The sequence below is a fragment of the Bradyrhizobium sp. MI1.11 genome (assembly GCF_055811255.1).
This window is the reverse complement of sequence record NZ_JBVVPM010000055.1, coordinates 34702-51425: the sequence shown is the minus strand read 5'-3', so window position 1 is coordinate 51425 and position 16724 is coordinate 34702. Positions and strand designations below refer to the sequence as shown.

General features: G+C 65.5%; 14 protein-coding genes. 2 read left to right on the top strand and 12 right to left on the bottom strand.

Annotated elements, in window-relative coordinates:
• Positions 1-211 precede the first annotated feature (211 nt).
• The 11 genes from AC0L30_RS34645 to sdhC form a co-directional block, all read right to left on the bottom strand.
• Positions 212-2410 (bottom strand): OmpA family protein, encoded by a 2199-nt coding sequence (locus AC0L30_RS34645; RefSeq protein WP_473406243.1) that lies wholly within the window; start codon positions 2408-2410, stop codon positions 212-214.
• Between the two features lie 186 nt (positions 2411-2596).
• A complete protein-coding gene (locus AC0L30_RS34640; protein ID WP_007598768.1) occupies positions 2597-2839 on the bottom strand; it encodes a hypothetical protein in 243 nt (80 codons plus the stop codon).
• Positions 2839-3336, bottom strand: coding sequence for a pyridoxamine 5'-phosphate oxidase family protein (locus AC0L30_RS34635; RefSeq protein WP_007598769.1), 498 nt, complete (start codon positions 3334-3336; stop codon positions 2839-2841). The genes AC0L30_RS34640 and AC0L30_RS34635 overlap by 1 nt, the downstream gene beginning before the upstream one ends.
• A gap of 73 nt (positions 3337-3409) precedes the next feature.
• Positions 3410-3796 carry a VOC family protein gene (locus AC0L30_RS34630; protein ID WP_354201539.1) on the bottom strand — a complete coding sequence of 129 codons (387 nt, stop codon included), beginning with the start codon at positions 3794-3796 and terminating at the stop codon, positions 3410-3412.
• A 21-nt stretch (positions 3797-3817) separates the two neighbouring features.
• Positions 3818-4642: an FkbM family methyltransferase gene (locus tag AC0L30_RS34625; protein ID WP_473406242.1), complete on the bottom strand. Its 825-nt coding sequence runs from the start codon at positions 4640-4642 to the stop codon at positions 3818-3820.
• A 167-nt stretch (positions 4643-4809) separates the two neighbouring features.
• Positions 4810-6765 carry an ABC transporter ATP-binding protein/permease gene (locus AC0L30_RS34620; protein ID WP_473406241.1) on the bottom strand — a complete coding sequence of 652 codons (1956 nt, stop codon included), beginning with the start codon at positions 6763-6765 and terminating at the stop codon, positions 4810-4812.
• 53 nt (positions 6766-6818) lie between these two features.
• Positions 6819-9008 carry an ATP-binding protein gene (locus tag AC0L30_RS34615; RefSeq protein ID WP_473406240.1) on the bottom strand — a complete coding sequence of 730 codons (2190 nt, stop codon included), beginning with the start codon at positions 9006-9008 and terminating at the stop codon, positions 6819-6821.
• Positions 9009-9197: 189 nt separating this feature from the next.
• Positions 9198-9980: a succinate dehydrogenase iron-sulfur subunit gene (locus AC0L30_RS34610; RefSeq protein WP_007598774.1), complete on the bottom strand. Its 783-nt coding sequence runs from the start codon at positions 9978-9980 to the stop codon at positions 9198-9200.
• A gap of 42 nt (positions 9981-10022) precedes the next feature.
• Positions 10023-11858 carry a succinate dehydrogenase flavoprotein subunit gene (gene sdhA, locus AC0L30_RS34605; protein ID WP_007598775.1) on the bottom strand — a complete coding sequence of 612 codons (1836 nt, stop codon included), beginning with the start codon at positions 11856-11858 and terminating at the stop codon, positions 10023-10025.
• A 3-nt stretch (positions 11859-11861) separates the two neighbouring features.
• Complete coding sequence (gene sdhD / locus AC0L30_RS34600) at positions 11862-12278, bottom strand: succinate dehydrogenase, hydrophobic membrane anchor protein (RefSeq protein ID WP_007598776.1); 417 nt, start codon at positions 12276-12278, stop codon at positions 11862-11864.
• Positions 12275-12673, bottom strand: coding sequence for a succinate dehydrogenase, cytochrome b556 subunit (sdhC, locus tag AC0L30_RS34595; protein ID WP_007598778.1), 399 nt, complete (start codon positions 12671-12673; stop codon positions 12275-12277). The genes sdhD and sdhC overlap by 4 nt, the downstream gene beginning before the upstream one ends.
• Positions 12674-13191: 518 nt before the next feature.
• Between sdhC and AC0L30_RS34590 the strand changes: the two genes are divergently transcribed.
• Positions 13192-14052, top strand: coding sequence for a sulfite exporter TauE/SafE family protein (locus tag AC0L30_RS34590; RefSeq protein ID WP_473406239.1), 861 nt, complete (start codon positions 13192-13194; stop codon positions 14050-14052).
• A 125-nt stretch (positions 14053-14177) separates the two neighbouring features.
• Here AC0L30_RS34590 and AC0L30_RS34585 read toward each other — a convergent pair whose 3' ends face one another.
• Positions 14178-15707, bottom strand: a complete 1530-nt coding sequence (locus tag AC0L30_RS34585) for a malonate--CoA ligase (RefSeq protein ID WP_473406238.1) — start codon at positions 15705-15707, stop codon at positions 14178-14180.
• Positions 15708-15821: 114 nt separating this feature from the next.
• Between AC0L30_RS34585 and AC0L30_RS34580 the strand changes: the two genes are divergently transcribed.
• A complete protein-coding gene (locus AC0L30_RS34580) occupies positions 15822-16583 on the top strand; it encodes an SDR family oxidoreductase (protein WP_007598784.1) in 762 nt (253 codons plus the stop codon).
• Positions 16584-16724: the final 141 nt, after the last annotated feature.

The window sequence follows — 16724 nt, the reverse complement described above, 5'->3', positions numbered from 1 at the left end:
CGCGGGGTGCAAACCGCGGCAGGCCATTCCTCACGGAACAGGTCGAGAATAACTGATCGCGCTATTACAAGGGTGGGTTAGCGCAGCGTAACCCACCTCTTCTGTCTCTGCGGATACGAACAGTGGCGGGTTACGCCTTCGGCTAACCCACCCTACAAGCAAAACAAAAATGGCCGGGATTGCTCCCGGCCATTTGCGTTTGTGCGTGCCGTTACCGCGGCGGCGCAGTGCCGGGCGGGGGCGGCGGCAGCGAAGCCTGGCCGCCGTTGAGCAACGGCGTGATGTTGCGGACGGTGACGCGGCGGTTGATCGCGCTCGGTCCTTGCGTCTGCTCCTTCAGGTACTGCTCGCCATAGCCCTGCGACGTCAGGTTCTCGGACGGCACACCGAATTGCTGGGTCAGCAATTCGGCCGCGGCCTGCGCACGACGATCCGACAATGACAAATTGTCGACGTCGTTGCCGACCGCGTCGGTGTGACCTTCGATCAAGAACACCACGCGCGGGTTGGCCTGGATCGCACGGTTAAGACCGTCGGCGATCGACTGCAGCTTCGCCGCCTGGTCTGGTGGGATGGTCCACGATCCCGTCTCGAAGTTGATCGTGTTGAGGTCGATGCTCGGCATCTGCATGCGAACATTGGGGCTGTAGCGGATCTCGTCGAGTGTGTAGCGACGGTTGATCCGCTGCACCGGCGGCGCCACCATCGTCTGATAGATCACGTCCGGCGACGCCTCCTCGGCATCGACGATATAGCGATCGTAGGGAATGTTCACGACGGGCGGCGGAGCGTCGACATAGAAACCGCCGACCGACTGCGGATCGCGGTAGCTGTTATCGATGATGACGAGCTCGCGCCCGGCCGGGTCCCTGCGGATTCGCCGCAGCAGCCGACCGTCCGGACCGACAACAGTAACGATCTCGCTGCCGTCGGGACGGATCACCACGGTGCGGGTATCGGCGCCGACAGTCTCGGTGCGGATGTCGCGGGCGCCATAGCGGAAGCGATAGAGATCGTTGCCGCGGACGTATGTCTGCCCACCCGGATCGCGGATGATGATGCGGTCCGGCTCGGTGTAGACGGTGCGGCCGCCTTCGATGCTTTCGCGGCGCTGGTTGCGGTAGTCGGCGATGGTGGCGCCGATCACGGCACCGGCAACGACACCTGCACCGATCGCGAGCGGTGTCAGGTCACGCTGCGGCGGACGCGGCGGTGGCGGCAGGGGCGTGGTCGTCGTGGGCGCGGCGCGGAAGGCCGGCGCAACCGTGGGCGTCGCGTATTGCGCCCTGTTGGGCGGCGGGGTCGCAGCCGCCGAGCCCGGGACGGTGCTCGGTGCTGCGGCGCCGGCGGGGGGAGCCGGCGGCCGGGGCGGGGCAGCTGTCTGCGGCTGGGTCGGCGGAGCTCCGGCAGCGGGCGCGCCAGCAGCGGGTGCACCACCCTGGCGTCCCGGGGGCGATGTCACGGCGCCACCGGGGGCCGGCGTCGTTGTCGGGGCAGGGGTTGCGCCGGGCGCGGGCGTTGCGCCCGGTGCCGGCGTTGCGCTCGGCGCGGGACCCGGACGGCCGGACGGCGTCGGGGTGGCCCCTGGCGCCGGTGTCGTCGTTGGAGCGGGCGTGGCGCCTGGAGCCGGTGTCGGTGATCCCGCCGCCGAGGGCGCACGTCCGCCGGGGGTCGGCGCACCGGGACGGCCAGTCGGCGGCGTACTGCCCGGAGCCGGCGTCGCGGTCGGCGCAGGAGTCGCGGTCGGTGAAGGTGTACTTGTCGGTGTAGGTGTGGCGGCCGGAGCGGGCGCGCCCGGTCGCACCGTCGGCGCGGGCGCAGGCGACGGTGTCCCCGTGGGCGCCGGCGCGGGATGGCCTTGAGGAGTTGCTGCCGGTGGCGGCGGTGGTGTCGGGTGAGCCGCAGGCGGCGGAGGCGTGGGTGCGTGCTGCTGCGGAGCCGCGGCGGGCGGCGGCGCTGGAGGCGTGGGAGCCGGGCGTGCCGCGGGCGGTGCAGGAGGCGGCGCATGCTGTTGCGGAGCCGCAGCCGGGGGCGGCGCAGGCGGCTTCGGGGCGGCAGGCGGCGGTGGGGGCGGCGGCGGTGCCGGACGAGCCGCAGGTGGCGGCGGAGGCGGCGGCGGTGCTGCTGGGCGCTGCGGAGCGGCCGCCGGCGGAGGCGGCGCGGGCGGATGGGGCGGTGCAGCTGCGGGCGGCGGTGCGGTCGGGCGCGCGGGCGCCGCAGGCGGCGGTGTAGCCGGGCGCGCGGGCGCTCCCTTCGGCGGCTCCTTCGGTTTTCCGTCAGGGCCGGTCTCTTGTGGCTGCGCCTGCGCGATCACGAGCGGCGGCGCGCCTTGCGCATGTGATGCGGAGCTTGCGAACTGCATCGCGGTCAGAGCCGTGGTGGCAAGCAGCACGAAACGAAGATTAGTCATGATGGTGAACTTCCCCGGAAGGTTCTTTGACGAAGTGTTGGGATGAACAGCTACGCGTTAGGCCGGATTGTGGCGGACGAAGCCGACGCGGCGCGATTTATTTCTGCACGCAAATCACCTCACTATAGTGACGTTCATTGCGCATTCAGACGCAGGTTGCAATTGCCTCCGATGTGATGCGTCGCCTCATGCGCGATCCCGCGGCGGACTTGCATCCGTCGCAGGATTCGGCGTGAGCGGTCCGTTCGGCCCGCGCGATGGAATCTCTTCAGGCATGCGGCCCGGCAGTTCGTCGGGTGGCGTCGGCGCGCCGGGCTCGCGCACCGGCGGCGCGATTTCAGGCTGCGGATTGCCCGGCGGAATCCCCGGCGGCGGCTCGGTGGGCGTGCCCGGCGTCGACGGCGGAATCTCGGGCGGCTCGATCGGCATTACATCGAGACCTTGCGGTTGTCGCCGAGATCGGGCCGCGTGTTCGTCACCGCCGCGGCCGCCATCTTCACATAGGAGATCACCGTGCCGGGCGAATCCCAGAACTCGGCATCGTCAGGCGTGACCTTGAGCACGCGAATGTTGGGATCTTCCGCAGAGTCCCACCACGCCTTGGCCGGCGTCGCGAACAGCTCCTTGATCTTCGCACGGTCATTGGAGACCACGGCAGTGCCCGTCAGCGACACGTATTTTTGGCTGCCCGCATCCGCGAACGACAGGTTGATGGACGGATTGCGCGCGATCTCATCGTCCTTGTGACGCCGCGCGTCGGTGAGGAAATAGATCGTGTCCGCGTTGCGATCGAGATAGGCGCTCATCGGCCGCGCGCGGAGCTTGTCGCCATCGCGCGTCACCAGCATCGCGAATCCGATCGACTTCATCAGATCCCACACGCGATCCAAATCGCGATCGACGTCGCGAGCATTGTCGTTGGCCATGTCGTGCTCCTTCTTGCAAGGGACGACAACGGCGGGCGCGGAACGAGGTTCCGGCCGCAAGAAGGAACTTTATCTATTCCGGCGCGTGGCAAACCGCCTCGATGTTGTGTCCGTCGGGATCGAGCACGAAGGCGCCGTAATAGGTTGGATGATAATGCGCCCGGATCCCGGGCGGCCCGTTGTCGCGCCCGCCCGCCGCAATCGCCGCCTTGTAGAATGCATCCACCACAGCGCGGTCCTTTGCCAGGATCGCGACATGCACCGGCTTGTTCAGCGCGCCCTCGCCGCCGATCCAAAAATCCGGCTTGCCGTCGGCGCCGAAGCCGGCGGCCGGATCGTGTCCGGTCTGCTCCTGCGTGACCTCCATGATCAGGCTGTAGCCGAGCGGCGCCAATGCCTTGGCGTAGAACGCCTTGGCGCGCTCATAGTCGGAGACCGGGAAGCCCATATGGTCGATCATCGCTACCTCTGTCGTTCGTCGTCAGCGCGACAGGAACGTATTGCTCCGCGTCTTGCGCGCAACCACAAAGCCGCGCGCGACCATGTCAGCGATACAATCTTCCCGCCAATCCTTTTGTGACAGATGCTCGATCACCACCGCGCGGGGCCATTGCGATTGCGGCGCGTCGCGGAAGAAGCCGATCAGCACGCGATCCTCGAAGCCCTCGACGTCGATCTTGAGTGAATCGACTCGCGTGATGCCGGCCTCGTCGAGAATGCGCGTCAACCGCAGCGAGGGTACTTTGATCGCCTCCGCGCTGGCCGTGCCGGTGACGACATGCGTGGCGCCGAGATTGCCGCCGCCGCTCTCGATCATCAGCTCGCCGTCGTTGTCGCCGGCGGCCGCCTGCACCAGGCGCACCTGCGTCGCTTTCGACGCGGCCCGGTTGAACGAGAGCCGTCCAAACGTCATCGGATGCGGCTCGATGGCGACCACTTTGCCTGATGGCCCGACCTGTCGCGCCATCACCAGCGCAAAGGTGCCGACATTGGCACCGACATCGACGAACACGCCGCCGTCCGGGGTGTGCTGGCGCAGGAAGTCGAGCTCGTCGAGATTGTAATCGGGATTGAACAGCGCGCCGCGCTCGGTCGCGCTGCCCTGGTGATAGAAGCGGAACGATGCGCCCTGGTATTGCACGTCGACGGGACCACTGCGCAGCAGGTTCACCAATCGCGAAAGCCACGGCCGGAACGCTCCGCGCTTCAGCCGCGACTGTGTCGCGAGGCGAATGATCGCGGCCTGCGCCGCATTCGGCGCAAACGCGCCGAACGGCGCGGACGAAGGGGCATTGTCGGTCGCCAAGTCAAAGTCCTCGTTGCAAGCGGCGCATGCATAGCCGGTTTTGCCGGGGACTCCAATCGTTCACGAGGGGTCGGTAGCCCGGATGGAGCGCAGCGCAATCCGGGTTTCGCCTCTCGATGGACTGTCCCGGATTGCGCTGCGCTCCATCCGGGCTACAGCTGCTAGCCTCACGCCGCCTTTTTCGGCGCCTTGCGCTGGCCCAGGAATCGCCCGAGCAGCTTGCGCTTGCCCTTGCGCGGGATCAGGTCGATATCGCTGACGAGTTTTGCACCGCCCTTGCGGCGCTCCAGCACGATCTTGCGGCTGTGAAAGGCCTCCAGCTCGACACGATGCGCGACGCTGACGATGGTGGCCTTCGGCAGCTCGTCGGTGACCATCTTCATCATCTTGTCCTGGCTCTTCTCGTCGAGCGCCGAGGTGGCCTCGTCGAGCACGACGATATCAGGGCTGTGCAGCAACAGCCGCGCAAAAGCGAGACGCTGCTTCTCGCCGCCAGACAGCGTCTGGTCCCACGGTGCTTCTTCCTCGATCTTGTCCTTGAGATGGTCGAGACCGACCTTGTGCAAGGCCTCGCCGATCTCCTCGACGGTCCAGTCATCTTCCGCGCCGGGATAGGCGACCGCGCGGCGCAAGGAGCCTGATGGCACGTAGGGTCGCTGCGGCAGCATGAACAGCCGCCGGTCGGGATGGAAATTGACGCTGCCGCCACCCCATGGCCAGAGCCCGGCGATGGCGCGCACCAGCGTGCTCTTGCCGGTGCCGGATTCGCCGGCCACCAGGAGCCGCTCGCCAGCCTCGATCACCACCTCGGTCTCGCCGACCACGGCGGTACCGTCATCAAGCGTGACGGAGAGGTCGTTCAGCTCCAGCATGGCGTCGTTGCTGGTCTCCCCACGCTTGATGCGACCGATTCCGTCGCCCTGCTCGGCGCGCTCGAGGCCGTCGAGCGACATCATCAGCGAGGCGATGCGGCGAGCGCAGGCATTCCAGTCGGCGAGCCGCGGATAATTGTCGACCAGCCAGCCGAACGCGCTCTGCACGATGGTGAAGGCGGAAGCCGCCTGCATCACCTGCCCCAACGTCATGCTGCCGTCGAGGAATTTTGGCGCGCAGAGCAGGAGAGGGACCACGGGAGCAACAAGACTCGATCCCTGCGACACCAGCGTGGTGCGCATGTGCTGGCCCGCCAGTCGCGCCCATTGCCGCAGTACATTCGTGAAGTTGCGGTCGATGCCGTCGCGCTCTTCCTCCTCGCCGCCGAGCAGCGCGATGCTCTCGCCATTCTCGCGCACGCGCGTCAGCGTGTAGCGGAAATCGGCCTCGGCCTGGTTCTTGTCCTCGGAGACCTGCACGAATTGGCGGCCGATCACCAGGATCGAGCCCGATGCGATTCCCGCATAAAGCATCGCGGCGATCACCAGGAAGCCGGGAATGGTCACCGACGATCCCGCAAGCGTGACGGTGAGCGCGCCGCCGATGGTCCAGAGCACGACGATGAAGGTCGCGGCCGACAGCAGCGCGGACGTCACGCCGGCGAGGAAATCCACCGGCGAATCGGTCGCGACGCGCAGATCCTCCGCGATCCGGTATTCCGGATTCTTGTGGTCGCCGCTGACGAGATTGAGCTGGTAATAGCGGCCGTTGCCGAGCCAGCGCGTCAGCACGCTGGCCGTCAGCCACGCCCGCCAGCGCCGCTGGATGCCCATGCGCGCGAACACTTGCGCCACGCCGAGCACGATGCTGCCGATCGCGAGCGGGAAGAACACCGCGGTGAGATGGAAGACGGTGGACGCCTCGCGTTTTTCGATCGCGTCGAAGATCGCCCGATTCCAGACGTTGATGCCGTATTGGAAGCCGACGGTCAGGACGATCAGCACGCCGAGGCCGATCGAGAACGGCCACGCCAGCCGGTCGCCGTTGCGGCCCCAGAAGCCGCGCGCGCTGATCCAGAAGCGGGTGAGGAGGTAGTCCTTGCGGGCCTGCTCGGCCTCTTCGGGCGATTGCTCCGGGTCGGGCTCGACCAACTCGGGCGGCGGCGGAGCCTCTTCCTCGCCGGTCTCGCCGACGATTTCGACGATGGGCGGCTTCTTGCCCGATTCGCGCTTTCTGGCCGGCTTTTGCATGGCCGGATAACGCAAGCTAAATCAAAAGGTTCCACTCGGTTCCGAGTGTCGGATCATTCGGCGGCGCCGTCGCGCACCCGGCGTCGCGCGAGCCGGTGCAGCACGCGCGATAGCTGATCGATCGCATAGGGCTTCTGCACGAGCTCGAAATCGACCTTGCCGTCCTGGGACAGCGCCTCGCTGTAGCCGGTGGTCAGCACGACCGGCACGCCGATGCCGCGCTCGCGGACTGCCTGCGCGAGATCGAGCCCGGTCATGCCGGGCATCACGATGTCGGAGAAAACGACATCGAAGCGATCGGAATCCATGACCAGCTCGGCGAGCGCATCAGTTGCATTGTCGATCAGCGTGATGCTGTAGCCGAGCTCGGTGAGGCCGTCGGCCGCGAAATTGGCGAGCTCGATATTGTCCTCGACCAGCAGCACCGACATGCCGCTACCGGCCACAGCCGGGGCCGTGTTCGGTGCCTGCCGCTGCGGCAGCAGGTGCGGCGCCACGCGCGGCAGATAGAGCGAGAAGGTGCTGCCGTGGCCCACTTCGCTGGTGACTGTCACCTCGCCGCCGGACTGCCGGGCGAAGCCGAACACCTGCGACAGGCCGAGACCGGTGCCGTGGCCGACCTGCTTGGTGGTGAAGAACGGCTCGAAGATGCGCTCGAGCCTCGCAGCCGGAATGCCGATGCCGGTGTCGCTGACGGCAATGCCGACGAAGCCATGTTTGTCAGCAAGGTCATGTTTGCCGGAAAGCTCATGGTTGCCTGAAAGCTCAGGGTTGGCCGAGACGGGAGCCCGCGTGTCCGCAATCGTCGCCGCGGCCTCGACCTCGAAAACGATCCTGCCCTTGCCGTGCATGGCATCGCGCGCATTGGTCGCCATGTTGATCAACGCCGTCTCGAACTGGCTCGCATCGGCATTGACGAGACAGGGCTCGGCCGGCAGCCGCATCGCAATTTCGATCGCGGGTCCGAGCAGCGTCGCGAGCATGTCGTGCAGCGACTGCAGCCGCGCGCCGACGTCGAACACTTCCGGCTTCAAGGTCTGGCGCCGCGCAAAGGCGAGCAGCTGCGAGGTCAGCTTGGCCGCGCGCCCGACCGCGTCCGCGATGGCGGTGATGTAGCGCTGGCGCCGCTCCTCGCTCAGCTGCGGCCGGTTCAGCAGGTCGACGGAGGCGCGAATCACGGTCAGGAGGTTGTTGAAGTCGTGCGCGACGCCGCCGGTGAGCTGGCCGAGCGCCTCCAGGCGCTGGCTGTGCTTGAGCGCCTCCTCGGCTTCGCGCCGCGCGGCTGCCTCGGCCTGAAGATGCTGGGTGCGCCGGAACGCGAACGCCAGCAGCAGAAACAGCAGCGCGGTGGCGGGAATACCGAACACCAGATGCTGGCCCATGGTGGCGAACCAGCGCGCGCGGATTGCCGAGGTCTCCAGCCCCGCGCTGACATAGATCGGGTATTCGGCGATGCGTCGGTAGCCGATGCGCCGCTCGACCTCGTCCGATGGCCAGGCGATGGTGATGAGGCCATGCTCGGGGTGAGCTGCGATGCTCCGGCCAACCGGCCCGTTAGGATCGAGCCTGAGGTCGCGGTCCAGCCGCGGAAGATGCGCCAGCACCACGCCGTCGGTACGTGCCATGGCGAGGAAGCTGCCGGGATCGGAGCCGATCCTGGCATAAAAGCTCTCGAAATATTCCGGCAGGACGGAGGCCTGGATCACGCCGATGAAGCTGCCGTCGTCGGAGCTGCGGCGGCGGCTGACCCCGAAGAAGCGCGCGCCCTGATAGGGCTGACGCGGCGTCAGGGGAACGCCAATGTAGCTGCCGATGGTCTGGTCGACATGGGCGGCAAAGTAGTCACGGTCCGCAAAGCTCTGCGCCGGCGGCGGCGAGGCCAGGCTGTTGACCAGCGACTTTCCGTCCGCATCGAAGATCCATGCCGATTTGAGCTGCGGCAGCGAATCGGTCAGTTGCTTCAGGCGGCGGTGCAGGGCCGGTTCGCGCGAGCGGATGATGTCGTCGGGCATGTCGCGCACCACCTCGTTGATCTCGGCGAGGCTGCGGTCGATGGTCTCGAACACCTTGAGCGCGTGCTCGTGCGCGACATCGAGGGTGCGCTCGATCTCGCGGTCGGCGATCTCTTTGGTCGAGGTGTAGGAGATCGAGGCGGCGATCGCGAACAGCGCAATCGGCAGCGCCAGGGACGCAGCCATCATCCACTGCAGCAATCTCAGCGAATTGCGTTGTGCGCCCTGCACGGTCGCTCCGGTCCCACGCCGGAGAGCTTACTTGAATTTCGCGCCGGGAAGGAAGCGGCTTGTAGCTGGAACCAGAGGTTGCAACTCGTCGGCTTGCCCGCGCAGGGGCGGAGGCGAAATCTACTGGAAGACGCGCCCGCCGTAGAATGCCCCGGCCGTTCCGGCCGGGGATCGCAGCATGAATGACGCCTAGATCTGGCGCTCGACCATCTTGAGCTTGAGCTCCGCGATGGCCTCCGCCGGGTTGAGGCCCTTCGGGCAGGCCTTGGCGCAGTTCATGATGGTGTGGCAGCGATAGAGGCGGAACGGGTCCTCGAGATTGTCGAGCCGCTCGCCGGTCGCTTCATCCCGCGAATCCGACACCCAGCGGTTGGCCTGGAGCAGCGCGGCGGGACCGAGATAGCGCTCGCTGTTCCACCAATAGCTCGGGCACGAGGTCGAGCAGCAGGCGCAGAGGATGCACTCGTAGAGGCCGTCGAGCTTCTCGCGGTCCTCGTGGCTCTGCTTCCATTCCTTCTGCGGCGTCGGCGAGGTCGTCTTCAGCCACGGCTCGACCGAAGCGTACTGCGCATAGAAATTCGTGAGGTCGGGGATGAGGTCCTTCACGACAGGCTGGTGCGGAAGCGGATTGATCTTCACCGCGCCGTCCTTCACGTCGTGCATCGAGCGGGTGCAGGCCAGCGTGTTCTGGCCGTCGATGTTCATCGCGCAGGAGCCGCAGACGCCTTCGCGGCACGAGCGGCGGAAGGTCAGCGACGGGTCGATGTTGTTCTTGATCCAGATCAGGCCGTCCAGCACCATCGGCCCGCAATCATGGGTGTCGACGTAATAGGTGTCGACGCTCGGATTCTTGCCGTCGTCCGGATTCCAGCGATAGACGCGGAATTCACGGACCTCGGTCGCGCCCGCGGGCTTCGGCCACGTCTTGCCGCCGCTGATCTTGGAGTTCTTCGGAAGTGCGAATTCAACCATTTCGATAAAGCTTTCGCTGTTCGCTCAGTACATGCGCGCCGTTTAGTAAACGCGAGCCTTGGGCGGGATGTACTGGACGTCGTTGGTCATGGTGTAGTCGTGAACCGGGCGGTACTCGATCTTGACCTTGCCGGAATCTTCCAGCCAGGCCAGCGTGTGCTTCATCCAGTTCTTGTCGTCGCGCTCGGAGAAGTCCTCGCGGGCATGCGCGCCGCGGCTCTCGGTGCGGTTGGCGGCCGAGTTCATCGTCACCACCGCCTGCGCGATCAGATTGTCGAATTCGAGCGTCTCGATCAGGTCGGAATTCCACACCAGCGAGCGGTCGGACACGGCGATGTCGGTGATGCCGCTATGGACCTTCTCGATCAGGTTCTGGCCTTCGCTCAGGATGTCGCCGGTGCGGAACACCGCGCAATTGTTCTGCATCACGTGCTGCATGCCTTCGCGCAGCTTCGCGGTCGGCGTGCCGCCGGAGGCATAGCGATAATGATCGAGCCGGCCGAGCGCCAGGTCGGACGAATTCGCCGGCAGCTCCGGCTGGCTGGCGTTCGGCGTGAGCTTCTCGGCGAGGCGCAGCGCCGCGGCGCGGCCGAACACGACAAGGTCGATCAGCGAGTTGGAGCCGAGGCGGTTGGCGCCGTGCACGGACACACAGGCGGCCTCGCCGATCGCCATCAGGCCGGGGATGATGGCGTTGTCGTCGCCGTCCTTCTTGGTCAGGACTTCGCCGTGATAGTTCGTCGGGATGCCGCCCATGTTGTAGTGCACGGTTGGGACGATCGGGATCGGTTCGCGCGTCACGTCGACATTGGCGAAGATCTTTGCGGATTCCGAGATGCCCGGCAGGCGCTCGGCCAGCACCGCGGGATCGAGATGGTCGAGATGAAGGAAGATGTGGTCCTTCTTCTTGCCGACGCCGCGGCCTTCGCGAATCTCGATGGTCATCGCGCGCGAGACGACGTCACGCGAGGCCAGATCCTTGGCGGAGGGCGCATAGCGCTCCATGAAGCGCTCGCCCTCGGAGTTGACGAGATAGCCGCCTTCGCCACGCGCGCCTTCGGTGACGAGACAGCCCGAGCCGTAGATGCCGGTCGGGTGGAACTGCACGAACTCCATGTCCTGCATCGGCAGGCCGGCGCGCAGCACCATGCCGCCGCCATCGCCGGTGCAGGTGTGCGCCGAGGTGCAGGATGCATAGGCGCGGCCATAGCCGCCGGTCGCCAGAATCACGGACTGGGCGCGGAAGCGGTGCAGCGTGCCGTCGTCGAGCTTGAGCGCGATGACGCCTCGGCAGGTGCCCTGGTCGTCCATGATCAGGTCGATGGCAAAGAACTCGATGAAAAACTCGGCCGCGTGGCGCAGCGACTGGCCGTACATCGTGTGCAGCATGGCGTGGCCGGTGCGGTCGGCGGCGGCGCAGGTGCGCTGCGCCTGGCCCTTGCCGTAGTCCAGCGTCATGCCGCCGAACGGGCGCTGGTAGATCTTGCCGTCCTCGGTGCGTGAGAACGGCACGCCCCAATGCTCGAGCTCGTAGACCGCCTCGGGCGCGTTGCGCACCATGTATTCGATCGCGTCCTGGTCGCCCAGCCAGTCCGACCCCTTCACGGTGTCGTACATGTGCCAGCGCCAGTCGTCCTTGTGCATGTTACCGAGGGACGCCGAGATGCCGCCCTGCGCCGCGACGGTGTGCGAGCGGGTCGGAAACACTTTGGTGATGCAGGCGGTGCGGAGGCCGGCTTCGCTGCAGCCGACCACGGCGCGCAAGCCCGCGCCGCCGGCGCCGACCACGACCACATCATAGGTGTGGTCTTCGATCGGATAGGCTTTGCCGTTGGTGGCGGGAGCGCCGTTGCCCTTGCCATTGGTCTCTGTGGCCATGGGTTAGACTCCGGAGGAAAGTTTCAGGATCGCGTAGGTCGAGGCGAGCGCCACGGCGAACGAGAAGAAGTTGTTGAGCATGATCGAGATGAGCTTCAGCTTCTCGTTATGGATGTAGTCCTCGATCACGACCTGCATGCCGATCTTCATGTGCCAGGCGCTGGCGAAGATGAAGAGCAGCAGGATCACCGCGATCGGCAGCGAGCCGAGAATCTGTGCGGCGCCGGCCTGGTTGCGGCCGAGCAGCATCATCACGATCACGATCACGGGGATCATCAGCAGCGTCATGGCGACGCCGGTGATGCGCTGGCGCCAGAAATCGGAGGTGCCCGAATGCGCCGCGCCGAGATTGCGCACGCGGCCGAGCGGGGTGCGCATGGAGGAGCCCTTCGGAGCGCCGTGGGATTCGTCGAAACTCATCGGCCGCCTCCGATCGCGTAGGCGATGATCCAGACCAGGACCGTGAGCACGATGCCGCCGATCAACGCGCCCCAGGTCAACGCTTCGCGCTCATTGGCCTTGAAGCCGTAGCCCAGGTCCCAGACGAAATGCCGGATGCCGCTGAGCATGTGGTGCATCAGCGCCCAGGTGAATCCGAACACGATCAGCCGGCCGATGATGCTGCCGGTGAAGGCCTGGACGTGGCTATAGGCGGCCGGGCCGGAGGCCGTCGCAATCAGCCACCAGGCCAGCAGCAGCGTTCCGGCGTAGAGGGCAATCCCGGTGGCGCGATGGACGATGGAAAGTGCCATCGTCAGCGTCCAGCGGTAGACTTGCATGTGTGGCGAAAGCGGTCGTTCGATCCGTGCGGTCATGGGCTTCGATTGCTTTATTGCGGCCCAGCATGGGGCGCGCGGGGATCGCGAAAGGTCGGCTCTATTTACGGAGTCGATTTCACCTGCGCAATCACCAAATCGCCATAAATCGAACCTGGGTTCAGCTCTAGGCCCTTGATGTAACAAGGCCAATCGGGCGCTTGGTATACCAGGGCCATGGCGCACCGGCTAAAGACAGAACAAAAATTCATTCCTTGTCGGAGAGCTGCGGCGCATTGAAATTACTATTGGAACGGCTCTAAGCCGCCGCAGGCCAACCAGGGTTCGAACCAGTCATTCATGACGTTCGGACCGGCAGGGATGATCGGCGAGCAATTTTCAATTTCCGCAAAGCGCACCGATTTTTCGCGAGACGGGCGGATATGCGCAACCTGCATCCCACCCCAGACCGCCGATGCGGCGGTCGACCCGACAAATCAGATCGCCTAGAGCATTGCGGGCAGCTGTCCGGGCGATGCATCGGAGAAGTTGCGAGCCATCGCCGGGGCAGGTCAGGGGTGATTGCAGGACTTGATATCAAGGAGATCCTCGAGCTCACGCTGCTGCTGATCGCAACCGGCGCGCTCTCCGGATTTTTGGCCGGCGTGTTCGGCATCGGCGGCGGCGCGATTCTGGTGCCGGTGTTCTACGAGTGCTTCCGCATCGCCGGTGTGCCGCTGGAGGTGCGCATGCCGCTCTGCATCGGCACTTCGCTCGCCGTCATCATTCCGACCTCGATTCGTTCGTTCCAGGCGCACTACAGGCGCGGCGCCGTCGATCTTGCGATCCTTCGGGTCTGGTGGCTGCCGATCCTGATCGGCGTCATCGCCGGCAGCGTGGTCGCGCGCTACGCGCCGGAGCGGCTGTTCAAGATCGTGTTCGTCGCCGTCGCCTGGTCGGCCGCGGTACGGCTGATCTTCGCGCGCGAGAGCTGGAAACTCGGCGATGATCTGCCGAAAGGCATCTTGATGCGAATCTACGGCTTCTGCGTCGGCATTTTGTCGACGTTGATGGGCATCGGCGGCGGATTGTTTTCGAATCTGCTGATGACGTTCTACGGCCGCCCGATCCATCAGGCGGTGGCGACCTCGTCGGCGCTCGCAGTGCTGATCTCGATCCCCGGCGCGCTCGGCTACATCTATGCTGGCTGGCCTGCGGCGGCCAGCTACCCGGCCGTTGCAGCCCTGCAAATCCCGTTCGCGCTTGGCTACGTCTCCCTGATCGGCGCCGTGTTGGTGATGCCGATGAGCCTTGTAACAGCACCGCTCGGTGTGAAGGCGGCGCATGCGATGTCGAAGCGGACGCTGGAGGTCGCGTTCGGGTGCTATCTGTTTATTGTCGGCAGCCGGTTTGTGATGAGCTTGATAGGCGGGCAGTAGCCGCCGCAAAATCCGTCATTGCGAGCGTAGCGAAGCAATCCAGAATCTTTCCGCAGCGGTAGTCTGGATTGCTTCGTCGCAAGGGCTCCTCGCAATGACGACGAGAGTGCAGCGAACAACAGCCCCTATTTCTTCGCGTAAAGATCCTTGTAAATATCCCGCAGCACGTTTTTCTGCACCTTGCCCATGGTGTTGCGCGGCAGCTCGTCGACCACGAAGACCCGTTTGGGCATCTTGAACTTCGCCAGCCGGCCGTCGAGCGCCTTCAGCACCGCAGCCTCTGTCACATCGGCGCCCTTGTTGCAGACCAGCACCGCCGTGACGCCCTCGCCGAAATCGGCGTGGGGCACGCCGATCACGGCAGATTCGATCACGCCGGGCATGGCATCGATCTCGCTCTCGATTTCCTTCGGATAGACATTGAACCCGCCGGAGATGACGAGATCCTTGCCGCGGCCGAGAATGTGGACGTAACCCTTGGCGTCGATCTTGCCGAGGTCGCCGGTGATGAAGAAGCCGTCGTCGCGGAATTCCGCCTTGGTCTTCTCCGGCATGCGCCAATAGCCCTTGAACACGTTCGGGCCCTTGACCTCGATCATGCCGATTTCGTCGCGCGGCAATTCCTTCGCCGTTTCGGGATCTGTGACGCGCACGGAGACGCCGGGGAGGGGAAAGCCGACCGCGCCGGGCACGCGCTCGCCGTCATAGGGGTTCGAGGTGTTCATGTTGGTCTCGGTCATGCCGTAGCGCTCGAGCACGGCATGCCCCGTGCGCGCCGACCATTCGCGATGGGTTTCGGCGAGCAGTGGCGCCGAGCCCGAGATGAACAGCCGCATGTGTTGGGTGGTCTCGCGCGACAGCGCGGCGTTCTGGAGCAGACGGGTATAGAACGTCGGCACGCCCATCAGCACCGTGGCGCGCGCCATCAGCTTGATGATCAGATCAGGGTCGAGCTTCGGCAGGAAGATCATCGACGCGCGCGCGAACAGCGTCACGTTGGTCGCCACGAACAGGCCGTGGGTGTGGTAGATCGGCAGCGCGTGGATCAGCACGTCCTTGTCGGTGAAGCGCCAGAAGCCGACCAGCGAGAGCGAGTTCGACGCCAGATTGTCGTGGGTCAACATCGCGCCCTTGGAGCGGCCGGTGGTGCCGGACGTGTAGAGGATCGCGGCGAGATCGTCGTTTGAGCGCGGGACCGTGGCGAATTCGCTGCTCGCCTTGTCGGCGGCGTCCGTCAGCGAGCCCTTGCCGTCAGCCCCGAGTGTCTCGACTTTCGCCTTCACCTTGGCGGCGATGGGGGCGAGGCCCTCCGCCTTGGCGGGACCGCAGACCACCAGCGAGGGCTCGGCATCGCCGATGAAGTAATCGAGCTCATTCAGCGTATAGGCGGTGTTGAGCGGCAGGTAGACCGCGCCGGCCCGCACCGTGGCCAGATACAGCACGATGTTGGCCACGGATTTCTCGACCTGAACCGCAACGCGGTCGCCGGGCTTCACGCCGCGCGCGACCAGCACATTGGCCATTTGCCCGGCCCGGGCGATCAGATCGCCATAGCTGATGCGTCCTCCGTCGTGAGTCTCGATCGCGAGGCGCTTCGGATCGTCGAGGCCATCGAACAGGCGGGAAAACAGATTGGCGTTGGCTGCTTGGTTCATGCAAGATTTCCTCGACCGCAAAGGCTTGACCACAAGGCTCGTCAGACAAGGCCGGTCAAAACCGAGGGCTGGATTAGCAAAAACCGCCCCGATGAAGCAACGGAGACAGTTTGCATGACCAAAAACGGGAAACGCGTGGCCTGGGTGACAGGCGGGGGCAGTGGGATCGGGGAGGCCGGCGCCGAGGCGCTGGCGGCTGACGGCTGGACGGTGGTGGTCTCGGGCCGGCGCAAGGACGCCCTGGATACCGTAGTCGCGAAGATCACCGGGGCGGGCGGCGCCGCCGAGGCCATCGCGCTGGACGTGTCGGTCGCCGCCGCCGCCCAGAAGGCTGCCGATCAAATCGTCGCGAAGCACGGCCGCATCGACCTGCTGGTCAACAATGCCGGCATCAATGTCCCCAAGCGCAGCTGGAAGGACATGGAACTGGAGGGCTGGGATAAGCTGGTCCAGGTCAATCTCAACGGCGTGCTCTATTGCATGCGCGCGGTGCTACCGACGATGCGCAAGCAACAGGACGGCTCCATCATCAACGTCTCGTCCTGGGCCGGCCGCCACGTCTCGAAAATGCCGGGCCCGGCCTACACCACGACCAAGCATGCGGTGCTGGCGCTGACCCATTCCTTCAACATGGACGAATGCGTCAACGGCTTGCGCGCCTGTTGCCTGATGCCGGGCGAGGTGGCGACCCCGATCCTGAAGCTGCGCCCGGTGGTGCCGAGCGAGGAGGAGCAGGCCAGGATGCTGCAATCCGAAGATCTCGGCCGCACCATCGCGTTCATCGCGAGCATGCCGGCGCGGGTGTGCATCAACGAACTCTTGATCAGCCCGACGCATAACCGCGGGTTCATTCAGACGCCGCACAACAGGGATTGAGCGGCAGGTAGATCGTCGAGGCTCGTCATTGCGAGCGAAGCGAAGCAATCCAGCGGTGCATCCGCGGTGGCAGCCTGGATTGCTTCGTCGCTTCGCTCCTCGCAATGACGCCCCCCACGAACACACCCGCATTTAGTTTCA